At 70.7% G+C, this 10,022-nt stretch carries 9 protein-coding genes; 7 read left to right on the top strand and 2 right to left on the bottom strand.

The genetic code is table 11. From position 1 onward, the window contains the following. Positions 1–332 precede the first annotated feature (332 nt). On the top strand, positions 333–1,067 hold the full coding sequence (locus tag ACTIR_RS0101545; RefSeq protein WP_026452971.1) for a ZIP family metal transporter: 735 nt from the start codon (positions 333–335) through the stop codon (positions 1,065–1,067). Positions 1,068–1,281: 214 nt separating this feature from the next. On the opposite strand, the gene ACTIR_RS0101535 is transcribed toward ACTIR_RS0101545, so the two are convergent. Next, positions 1,282–1,599, bottom strand: a complete 318-nt coding sequence (locus ACTIR_RS0101535; protein WP_026452970.1) for a rhodanese-like domain-containing protein — start codon at positions 1,597–1,599, stop codon at positions 1,282–1,284. 196 nt (positions 1,600–1,795) lie between these two features. Between ACTIR_RS0101535 and ACTIR_RS0101530 the strand changes: the two genes are divergently transcribed. Both ACTIR_RS0101530 and ACTIR_RS0101525 read left to right on the top strand, forming a co-directional pair. Continuing rightward, positions 1,796–2,851, top strand: a complete 1,056-nt coding sequence (locus ACTIR_RS0101530; protein ID WP_026452969.1) for a class I fructose-bisphosphate aldolase — start codon at positions 1,796–1,798, stop codon at positions 2,849–2,851. A 43-nt stretch (positions 2,852–2,894) separates the two neighbouring features. Further along, positions 2,895–5,282: a glycoside hydrolase family 65 protein gene (locus ACTIR_RS0101525; protein WP_026452968.1), complete on the top strand. Its 2,388-nt coding sequence runs from the start codon at positions 2,895–2,897 to the stop codon at positions 5,280–5,282. A 164-nt stretch (positions 5,283–5,446) separates the two neighbouring features. On the opposite strand, the gene ACTIR_RS0101520 is transcribed toward ACTIR_RS0101525, so the two are convergent. Then, positions 5,447–5,896, bottom strand: coding sequence for an NUDIX hydrolase (locus tag ACTIR_RS0101520; RefSeq protein WP_026452967.1), 450 nt, complete (start codon positions 5,894–5,896; stop codon positions 5,447–5,449). A gap of 125 nt (positions 5,897–6,021) precedes the next feature. On the opposite strand from ACTIR_RS0101520, the gene ACTIR_RS0101515 reads away from it, so the two are divergent. From ACTIR_RS0101515 to ACTIR_RS0101500, 4 genes are all read left to right on the top strand, one after another. Further along, the gene (locus ACTIR_RS0101515; RefSeq protein ID WP_026452966.1) at positions 6,022–6,276 is read left to right on the top strand and encodes a hypothetical protein; all 255 of its coding nucleotides are present in this window, start codon (positions 6,022–6,024) and stop codon (positions 6,274–6,276) included. 88 nt (positions 6,277–6,364) lie between these two features. Then, entirely contained in the window at positions 6,365–7,990 is a 1,626-nt protein-coding gene (locus ACTIR_RS0101510) for a class I SAM-dependent DNA methyltransferase (protein WP_026452965.1), read from the top strand. Then, positions 7,983–9,119 carry a restriction endonuclease subunit S gene (locus ACTIR_RS0101505; RefSeq protein ID WP_026452964.1) on the top strand — a complete coding sequence of 379 codons (1,137 nt, stop codon included), beginning with the start codon at positions 7,983–7,985 and terminating at the stop codon, positions 9,117–9,119. Before ACTIR_RS0101510 ends, ACTIR_RS0101505 begins: the two co-directional genes overlap by 8 nt. 181 nt (positions 9,120–9,300) lie before the next feature. Beyond that, positions 9,301–9,945: a dihydrofolate reductase family protein gene (locus ACTIR_RS0101500; RefSeq protein ID WP_026452963.1), complete on the top strand. Its 645-nt coding sequence runs from the start codon at positions 9,301–9,303 to the stop codon at positions 9,943–9,945. The last annotated feature ends 77 nt before the right edge of the window (positions 9,946–10,022 follow it).

Below are 10,022 nucleotides of genomic sequence, written 5' to 3'. Positions count from 1 at the left end.
CCCGCCGACGGGGCGGCGGCGTGGGCGGCGGTGCGGGGGGCGGTGCGGGCGGCGGGGCGGGAGCATCCGGCGGAGCGTAGTAACCCGGCGCAGAATAGGGCGGTGGATAGTGGTAGCCGTGGTAGCACCACGGTCCGTGTCCACACCAGCAATGCATCGGCGGCACCTCTCGACGTTCTTCCCCGTCGAGGTTGCTCCGCCCACACCGGGCAATCCAGGGACGAACGACCCGACCTCGGAGGCGGCAGGACCCGTGAGGGCTGCCGAGGCTCCGCGGCGCTCGTACCCCGCACCCCGCACGGTGACGGCGGACGGAAGGAGGACCGGGGGCTGTGTCGACGCTGGCCTGGATCACCATCGCGGGCGTGACGATGGCCCTGCTGGCCCTGTCCGGCAGCATCACCCTCGTCCTGCCCGAACGGATCTTCAACCGGGTCGTGCTCCCCCTGGTCGCGCTGGCCGCGGGGTCGCTGCTCGGCGGCGCCCTGTTCAACATGCTCCCCCACTCGATCGACGAGCTGGGCAACACCCTCCCGGTCTACGTCTGGTTCGCCGCCGGACTGCTCACCTTCCTGGTGCTGGAGCAGTACCTGCACTGGCACCACTGCCACCGTCCCGTCGGCGCCCACCGGCCGGTCGGCTACCTGATCCTGGTCGCCGACGGCCTGCACAACCTGATCGGCGGGCTCGCCATCGGCGCCGCCTTCGTCACCGACATCCGGCTGGGCATCATCACCTGGCTGATCGCCGCCGCCCACGAGGTCCCGCAGGAACTGGGCGACTTCGGCATCCTCATCCACAGCGGGTGGTCGCGGGCCCGCGCCCTCGCGTTCAACCTCGTCTCCGCCGCCACGATCCTGCTCGGCGCACTGGCCGCCTACGCCCTGTCCGGACAGTTCAATTCGGCCGTGCTCCTCCCGTTCGCCGCGGGCAACTTCGTCTACATCGCGCTGGCCGACCTCGTCCCCGAACTGACCACCACCCCGGCGGCCCACGAGAAGACCATCCACACCCTCGGCGTCGCCGCCGGGCTGCTGCTGTTGTTCGGTGTCGCCCTCGTCACCTGAGATGCGTCGGGGTGACCCGCACCCCGACGCATCCCGGTCAGCCGCGACCGAACAGTTTGCGCAGGAACCCGCCTGCGCCGCCGTTACGGGTCTCCGCGGTGCAGGCGCACCGCTGCGACTTCGGCACGCCCGCGAGCACCTGTTCCACATGTTGGCCGCATCCGGCGTAGGTCGGCTTACCGCACGTGCGGCACGCGACACGACGACACATGAGTCACCCCTCCTGTTCGACCTGGTAGCCGGCCTCGCTCCAGTCCACCGTGCCGCCGGCGACCGAGACCGCCCGCGCACCGGCGGCGTTCATCGCCTCCGCCGCGGTCAGACTGCGCCGTCCGGAACGGCAGATCACGTGCACCTCCTCGCCGGTGAACCGGCCGGGGGAGGCCAGCACGTCCTCCAGGGGCACGTTGACCGCCCCCGGGACGTGCCCGGACGCGAATTCCTCCGGGGAACGCACATCGATCACCCGGCTCCCCTGCCGCCACACGGCGGCGAAGTCGTGCACACCGATCTCCGGTACCTGTTCGGACATCGCTCCTCCTCCAGTGGTCGGGGCGCCGAGGCCGCGGGGCCCTGGCGCGGTCGATGATACCCCCCGGGGTATCTGTCGGAGACGTCCGGGGCCGACCGGGCGCACCCGGTTTGCGCAGGCCGGACCCGGGTAATACGCGACCAGCAGAAATCCGACCCGAGCGCGAGCCGACACGACAGCGACCGGAGGGGCGGAAATGGCGACCGACCTCGCCGCGGTGCTGGGCGACGACGCCGAGCAGCTGCTGCACCACGAGTGCGGGAGCATGCCGAAGGACGACCTGCACCTGCCCGGGCCGGACTTCCTCGACCGGATCTGGCAGGACTCCGACCGCGGCCCGCGCGTGCTGCGCAGTCTCGCGACGTTGACCGGGCACGGCAGGCTCGGCGGGAGCGGCTACCTGTCGATCCTCCCCGTCGATCAGGGCGTGGAACACTCCGGCGCGTCCGCGTTCGCGCCGAACCCCCGGTACTTCGACCCGGAGAACATCGTCCGACTCGCCCTGGAGGGCGGGTGCAACGCGGTGGCGTCCACCCTGGGGGTGCTCGGCTCCGTGGCCCGCCGGTACGCGCACCGGATCCCGATGATCCTGAAACTGAACCACAACGAGCTGCTCACCTACCCGAACATCCACGACCAGACGCTGTTCGCCTCGGTGCGCCAGGCGTTCGACCTCGGTGCCGTGGCGGTGGGGGCGACGGTGTACTGGGGCGCCGAGGTCTCCCGCCGGGAACTCACCGAGATCAGCGCGGCGTTCGCGGAGGCGCACTCACTGGGCATGGCCACGGTCCTGTGGTGCTACACCCGCAACCCGGCGTTCGCGACCGAGGACGCCGACTACCACGTCTCGGCCGACCTGACCGGGCAGGCCAACCACCTGGGCGTGACGTTGGAAGCGGACCTGGTGAAACAGAAACTCCCGGAGAACAACGGCGGATACCCCGCCCTGTCGTTCGGGAAGACCCATCCGGCGGTGTACGACCGCTACATCGGGGACAACCCGATCGACCGCTGCCGCTGGCAGGTGCTGAACAGCTACGCGGGGCGGGTCGGGATGATCAATTCCGGCGGAGCCTCCTCCGGCGCCTCCGACCTGCACGACGCGGTCCGCACGGCGGTCGTCAACAAGCGGGCGGGCGGGATGGGCGTCATCGCCGGCCGCAAGGTGTTCCAACGCCCGACGGACGAGGGGATCGACATGCTGCACGCCATCCAGGACGTCTATCTCGACTCCACGGTCACCGTCGCGTGAGTCCGGGCCCTGCGGGGCGGCACAGGACGGGAGAAGGACCCGAGTGAGTGAGTGGAGCCTGCGCTACACCGGCTACGCCCCGGCCGAGGAACGGTTGCGCGAGGCGCTGTGCACCGTCGGCAACGGCTATCTGGCCACCCGCGGCGCGGCCCCGGAGGCCGCGGCCGACGGCACCCACTACCCGGGCACCTACGCCGCCGGGGTGTACAACCGGCTGCGCACCGACGTCGCCGGTACCACCGTGGAGAACGAATGCCTGGTGAACCTGCCGAACTGGCTGCCGGTGACCTTCCGGATCGACGACGGCCCCTGGTTCACCCCGGACTCGATGGAATTGCTGGAGTACCGCCAGTACCTCGATCTCCGGCGGGCGTTGCTGGTGCGCCACCTGCGGTTCCGGGACCCCGCGGGGCGCACCACGACGGTCACCCAGCGCCGGTTCGCGCACATGCGGTTCCCGCACGTCTGCGCACTGGAGACCACGGTGGCGGCGCACGACTGGTCCGGCCGCCTGGAATTCCGCTCCGGCCTCGACGGCGGCGTCGACAACAGCCTCGTGGAACGCTACCGCGATCTCGCGGGCCGGCACCTGGACCTCGTCGCCGCACGGGAACTGCCCGGTACCGGTGTGCTGCTGGAAACGGCGACCACCCAGTCCCGGATCCCGGTGGCGATGGCGGCGGGCAACACGGTGCGCGTCGACGACGGACGGGACGCGGACGCGCACCGCCTCGTCACGGACGGCCCGTGGATCGGGCACGACCTCGCCGTCGACGTGACCGCGGGACAGTCGGTGACCCTGGAGAAGACCGTCACCGTCTACACCGGACGGGACCGGGCGATCTCCGAACCCGCCGTCGAGGCCGCCCGCTGGCTCCCCCGGCTCGGCCCGTTCGACACCCTGCTGGAAAGTCACACGCTGGCCTGGGCCCACCTGTGGGACCGCTTCCACCTCGACCTGGAGAACCGGCCGGAGGAACTGCGCGTCATCCGTCTGCACCTGCTGCACCTGCTGCAGACGGTCTCGCCGAACACGGCCGAACTGGACGCCGGGGTCCCCGCCCGGGGGCTGCACGGGGAGGCCTACCGCGGGCACGTGCTGTGGGACGAGCTGTTCGTGTTCCCGCTGCTGAACCTCCGGCTGCCCGCGCTGACCCGGTCCCTGCTGCGCTACCGCCATCGGCGACTGCCCGAGGCGCTCCAGGCGGCGCGCGAGCACGGGTACCGGGGCGCGATGTTCCCGTGGCAGTCCGGCAGCGACGGCCGGGAGGAGAGTCAACGGCTGCACCTCAACCCGCACTCGGGCCGCTGGATCCCCGACCCGACACGGCGACAGCACCACATCGGGCTCGCCATCGCCCACAACTGCTGGCAGTACTACCAGGCCACGGGCGACCGGGAGTTCCTCACCCACCACGGGGCCGAGATGCTGATCGAGATCGCCCGGTTCTGGTCCGACCTGGCCACCTACGACCGGGCCCGCGACCGGTATGTCATCCGTGGCGTGATGGGCCCGGACGAGTTCCACTCCGGGTACCCGGACGCGCCCGGCGCCGGGGTGGACAACAACACCTACACCAATGTCCTGACCGTGTGGACCCTGCTCCGGGCGGCGGAGGCACTGGAGGCCCTGCCCGACCGGGTCCGCTCGGAACTGGTGCAGCGACTCGATCTGCGGCCCGAGGAGCTCCAGCGGTGGGACGACATCAGCCGCGGCATGTTCGTCCCGTTCCACGACGGCGTGCCCAGCCAGTTCGAGGGCTACGCCGACCTGGCGGAGCTGGACTGGGCCGCCTACCGGCGGCGCTACGGCGACATCCAGCGGCTCGACCGGATCCTCGAGGCCGAGAACGACGACGTCAACCGGTACCGGGTCGCCAAGCAGGCCGACGTGCTGATGCTGTTCTACCTGTTCTCTGCCGACGAACTGGCCGGGCTGTTCCGCCGACTCGGCTACCGCCCGGCCCCGGACACGATCCCCCGCACCGTCGACTACTACCTCGCCCGCACCACCCACGGGTCCACGCTGTCCGCCGTGGTCCACGCCTGGGTACTGGCCCGGTCCCACCGGGACCGGGCACCGGAGTTCTTCCGGCACGCGCTGGCCTCGGACGTGACCGACATCCAGGGCGGCACCACGGCCGAGGGCATCCACCTCGCGGCCATGGCCGGCAGCGTCGACCTGCTGCAGCGCTGCTTCGCCGGTCTCCAGACCCGGGACGGCCGGCTGGTGTTCAACCCGTACTGGCCCGCATCACTCGGCACGCTCGAATTCACCGTCCTCTACCACGAGCACCCGCTGCACATCCGGGTCAACGGCCGGCGGATCGACGTCGCCGCCGGTACCGGGTCGCAGCGCCCGGTCGAGATCGCCTGCCGCGGGGAGACCGCTCTGCTCGACCCCGGATCCACCGTGCACTTCCCGTGCTGAACCCACCGTGAGGAAGGAGCCGACCACGGCACGGCGGGGACGGTCGAGGTGTTCGCGGAGGACTACGTCCCCGTCATCGGTGACCCGCGCGGCTCCGGCGACTCGGGCGGCGAGAGGATCGAGACCAAACGCCGTCCGCCACGGCTCACACGGCTGGCAGCAGCTCAGGTGTTGACGACCTCCCGGTACGTGCTCAACACATCCTTCACCGCGTCGGTGACGGGCGGGTCCTCGACGAGTGCCGTCCAGGTGTAGGCGTCGTGTTCCCGAAGCTCGATCGGCTCCGGCACGCGGACCTCCACGGCGAAGTTGAACTGGCGGCTCCTCCTGCCGCTCCCACCGACGTAGTCGAAGCTACCGAGGTAGTCGCGGACAGCGGTCACGTCCAGCCCGGTCTCCTCCCTGACTTCGCGGATCAGGGCCGCGTCGAGCGATTCGCCTGCTTCGACCTTGCCGCTGGGCAGCTCGACGATGCTCCCCATGAAGTCGCCCTCGGGACGCTGGAGCAGCAGCACCTTTCCGTCGTGCTGGACGACACCACCGACGACGAGCTGCTGCACGCCGTCGAGGTCGGCTTCGGCCGTGAGTCGGGAGAGGAGTGTCCGGTCGGTCATGTCGATCATTCCTTCAGGTCTCGATACCGGTCGGCGACTTGGTGGGACGCATTGACACAGCTGTCGACTCGCGGCTGTCCGGAGCGAATCCGCCACGGTGGGCGTACCGATGGCAGTATGCGTCCATGCGTACCACGGTGGAACTGCCTCCGGACCTGCTGCGTGCGGCCGAGGCCGATGCCGCTGCCCGAGGTGAGACGCTGAATGAGTTCCTCACCCGGGCGGTCGTCCACGAGCTGAGTGCGACAGTCGCTCCGCCACCCGTACGGGTGCGGTTACCACTCGTCCCGAGTGAGCGTCCGGGTGGCGTCGACCTCACCCCCGCCGAGATCGAATCGATCTTCGCCGCCGAGGACGCCGAGCGGGCCGGCAACTCATGATGCTGCTCGTGTCACGAGGCGGAGGACTCAGCGATGTCCGGACCGTTCCCTGAACCCGCCGTACGACTGCAGGAGGGGGACAGCACTCATGCCACCGCGTGCGAAGAAGGGACCGTCGGTGCCGTCGACGGTGTCGGAGCTCAAGGACACGCTGTGGAAGGCGGCGGACCGGCTGCGCGGATCACTGCCCGCCAGCCGGTACAAGGACGTCATCCTCGGCCTGGTCTTCCTGAAGTACGTCTCCGATGCCTACGACGAGCACCGCGAGACGATCCGCGCGGAATTGTCCGCTCAGGGCCACGACGAGGACCGGATCGCCGGGCTGGTCGACGACCCGGCGACGTGTCGGGACCACGGTGTGTTCGTCGTCCCGCCCGCGGCCCGCTGGTCGTACCTGGCGGCGCACGCGAAGGGTGAGCCCGCCGGCCACACCGGACCCGCCCGGACCGTCGGCCAATTGATCGACGAGGCGATGGAGTCGGTCATGGCGGCCAACCCCACGCTCCGGGGCACGCTCCCCCGGCTGTACGACGGGGAGACCATCGACCAGCGCCGACTCGGCGAACTGCTCGACCTGTTCGACGGTGCGCGGTTCAGCAGGCGGGGCGCGCACCGCGCCCGCGACCTGATGGGTGAGGTGTACGAGTACTTCCTCGGCCGGTTCGCCCGTGCCGAGGGCAAGCGGGGCGGGGAGTTCTTCACCCCGCCGAGCGTGGTCAAGGTGCTCGTCGAGGTGCTCGAACCGTCGAGCGGCCGGGTGTACGACCCGTGCTGCGGTTCCGGCGGCATGTTCGTCCAGACCGAGAAGTTCCTCCACGAGCACAACGGGGATCCGACGAACATCACCGTCCACGGCCAGGAGAGCAACGAGGAAACCTGGCGGATGGCGACGATGAACCTCGCCGTCCACGGCCTCGACAACTCCGGCCTCGGCGCCCGCTGGGACGACACGTTCGCCCACGATCATCATGCGGGCGTGCGGATGGACTACGTGCTGGCCAACCCCCCGTTCAACATCAAGCACTGGACGCGCGACGAACGGGATCCGCGCTGGCAGTTCGGTGTTCCGCCCGCCACCAACGCGAACTACGCCTGGATCCAGCACATCCTGTGGAAGCTGAGTCCCACCGGCAGCGCCGGTGTCGTCCTGGCCAACGGCTCCATGACCAGCCGATCCGGCACCGAAGGCGACATCCGCGCGAACCTCGTCGAGGCCGACCTCGTCTCGTGCATGGTGGCCCTGCCGACCCAGCTGTTCCGCAGCACCGGCATCCCGGTGTGCCTGTGGTTCTTCTCCCGGGACAAGACCGCGGGGCCGGGTGGCGCGGTGGACCGCACCGGTGAGGTCCTGTTCATCGACGCCCGCCACCTCGGCCACCTGGTCGACCGCGCCGAACGCGCACTGTCCGACGACGACATCGCCGCCATCGCCGACACCTACCGCGCCTGGCGCGGCACCCGGTCGGCCACCGAGAGGGAACTCGGGTACGCGGACGTGCCAGGCTTCTGCAGGTCGGTCGATCTGGCCGGAATCCGGGCCGCCGACTACGCACTGACCCCCGGCCGGTACGTCGGCACACCCGCGATCGAGGACGACGGCGAGCCGATCGACGCGAAGATCCGGCGGCTGCACACCGAACTGCTGGCGGCGTTCGACGAATCGGCGCGGTTGGAGAAAGCCGTCCGTGCGCAGCTGGAACGCACCGATGGGTGAGACATTGGGTGCGCTCCTCGCCGCGACGGGCGGTTCGATCAGGACCGGCCCGTTCGGCACCGTCCTCAGCGCGGCGGAATACACCGCACACGGCGTTCCGGTGGTCTCCGTCGGCGAACTCGACCACGGCGCGATCCGCCTCCGGGAGACGACGCCGCGGGTGGATGCGGACACCACGGACAGGATCCCCGAGTACCTGCTGCGGCCGGGGGACGTCGTGCTCGGACGCAAGGGCGCCGTCGATCGTTCCGCCTGGGTGCGGCCGGAGGAGGACGGATACTTCCTCGGCTCCGACGGGATCCGGATCCGGTTCGCCGAGGGCGTCCATTCCCGGTTCATGGCCTACCAGTTCCGGTCCCCCGCCGTCCGGGAATGGTTGCTCCGGAACGCCGCCGGGACGACGATGCCCTCCCTGAACGAGCGAGTCCTGCGACAACTGCCACTCACCGTCCCGGGCCCGGGCACCCAGCGGGCGATCGCGGAGGTGCTGGGCGCGCTCGACGACAAGATCGCGAACAACGACCGCATCGTGCTCGTCACCGACCGGCTCTGCGCCGCGGACACCGCGAAGGCGAGCGCGGAATCCGGCACCCCACGCCCCCTGCGGGACGTGCTGACCCTGGCCTACGGCAGGTCGTTGCCTGCGGCGAGGCGCGTCCCGGGGCCCGTCCCCGTGTACGGCAGCGGCGGCCGGTGCGGACACCACTCGGTGGCACTGGTGGACCGGCCGGGGATCGTCGTGGGCCGCAAGGGCACGGTCGGCGCGGTCCACTGGGCGGACGGTCCGCACTTCCCCATCGACACCACCTACTCCGTGCAACCGGTCCGACCCGGAACCGACGAGGTGCTCTACCACCTCCTCCGGACCGTACGGCTCGGCGCGCTGGACTCGGACTCCGCCGTTCCGGGACTCAACCGGGAGGAGGCCTACCGGCAGACGGTCCGGGTTCCCGACGACGACGTGCTGGCCTCGCTCGCGGCGAGCCTGCGGCACCGGTTCGCCCTGATGCGCGCCGTACGCGCCGAGTCCCGCACCCTCGCCCGGACCCGCGACGAGCTGCTCCCCCTGCTGCTGTCCGGCCGGATCCGCGTCCGGGACGCGGAGAACACCGCCGGGGAAGTGCTCTGACGACGTGGGGCGAGGTCGACGAGGCCGTCACCGATCCGGCGGACGTGACGCCCCACGATCGGGCCCCTCGTCGGGAAGCGCCCCACCGTTTGTCGTACCCCCGGGCGACACTGTTCCGACCACAGCGCAACCGCGCACGCCGGTCGCGACGAACCGGTTCCACCACGCACGGAGGTCGTCCATGCCACAGCGGGTCCGGGTCCACTGCTTCTCCGTCACCCGGGACGGGATCGGGGCGGGCGAGGACCAGAGCTACGAGCACCCGTTCGGCCACGCCGACCCGGGCGACCTGTTCGCCTGGGCCGGGGCCACCGCCAACTGGGTCAACCGCACCGAGCCCGGCGGCACCCGGGGCCTCGACGACTACGTCGTCCGCGACTTCACCCGCGACATCGGCGCCGAGATCATGGGCCGCAACAAGTTCGGCCCGGTCCGCGGCCCTTGGCCGGACCACGAGTGGCAGGGCTGGTGGGGCGACGAGCCCCCGTTTCACACCCCCGTGTTCGTCCTCACCCACCACGAACGGCCGTCGTTCACCCTGGGCGACACGACGTTCCACTTCCTCGACGCCTCGCCGCACGAGGCGCTGGACCGGGCGAAGACCGCCGCGGACGGGCGGGACGTGCGCATCGGCGGCGGCGTCACGACCATCCGGGAGTTCCTCGACGCCGACCTGATCGACGAGCTGCACATCGCCGTCGCCCCGTACGAACTCGGCAGCGGCCTGCGGCTCTGGGACAGCCCCGAGGAACTCACCGACCGCTACCACCTGGAACGCGTGCCCAGCCCGAGCGGCGTCGAGCACCACTTCTTCTGGCGGCGTTGAGACCGGTACGTCGCACCGCACCGGGTCCGCGGCACACGCGTGGAGCCGCGCCCGCACACAACGGCGGGCGCGGCTCC

Source organism: Saccharomonospora iraqiensis subsp. iraqiensis (genome assembly GCF_000430445.1).
GTDB lineage: Bacteria > Actinomycetota > Actinomycetes > Mycobacteriales > Pseudonocardiaceae > Saccharomonospora > Saccharomonospora iraqiensis.
The sequence above is the reverse complement of the archived record's forward strand: the minus strand, read 5'-3'. Positions and strand labels throughout refer to the sequence as shown.

What these genes read in the sequence shown, in the direction of transcription:
- ACTIR_RS0101535 (WP_026452970.1), bottom strand. Translation starts at nt 1,599, where the DNA reads ATGTCCGAACAGGTACCGGAGATCGGTGTGCACGACTTCGCCGCCGTG.
- ACTIR_RS0101530 (WP_026452969.1), top strand. Translation starts at nt 1,796, where the DNA reads ATGGCGACCGACCTCGCCGCGGTGCTGGGCGACGACGCCGAGCAGCTG.
- ACTIR_RS0101520 (WP_026452967.1), bottom strand. Translation starts at nt 5,896, where the DNA reads ATGACCGACCGGACACTCCTCTCCCGACTCACGGCCGAAGCCGACCTC.
- ACTIR_RS0101515 (WP_026452966.1), top strand. Translation starts at nt 6,022, where the DNA reads ATGCGTACCACGGTGGAACTGCCTCCGGACCTGCTGCGTGCGGCCGAG.
- ACTIR_RS0101510 (WP_026452965.1), top strand. Translation starts at nt 6,365, where the DNA reads ATGCCACCGCGTGCGAAGAAGGGACCGTCGGTGCCGTCGACGGTGTCG.
- ACTIR_RS0101505 (WP_026452964.1), top strand. Translation starts at nt 7,983, where the DNA reads ATGGGTGAGACATTGGGTGCGCTCCTCGCCGCGACGGGCGGTTCGATC.
- ACTIR_RS0101500 (WP_026452963.1), top strand. Translation starts at nt 9,301, where the DNA reads ATGCCACAGCGGGTCCGGGTCCACTGCTTCTCCGTCACCCGGGACGGG.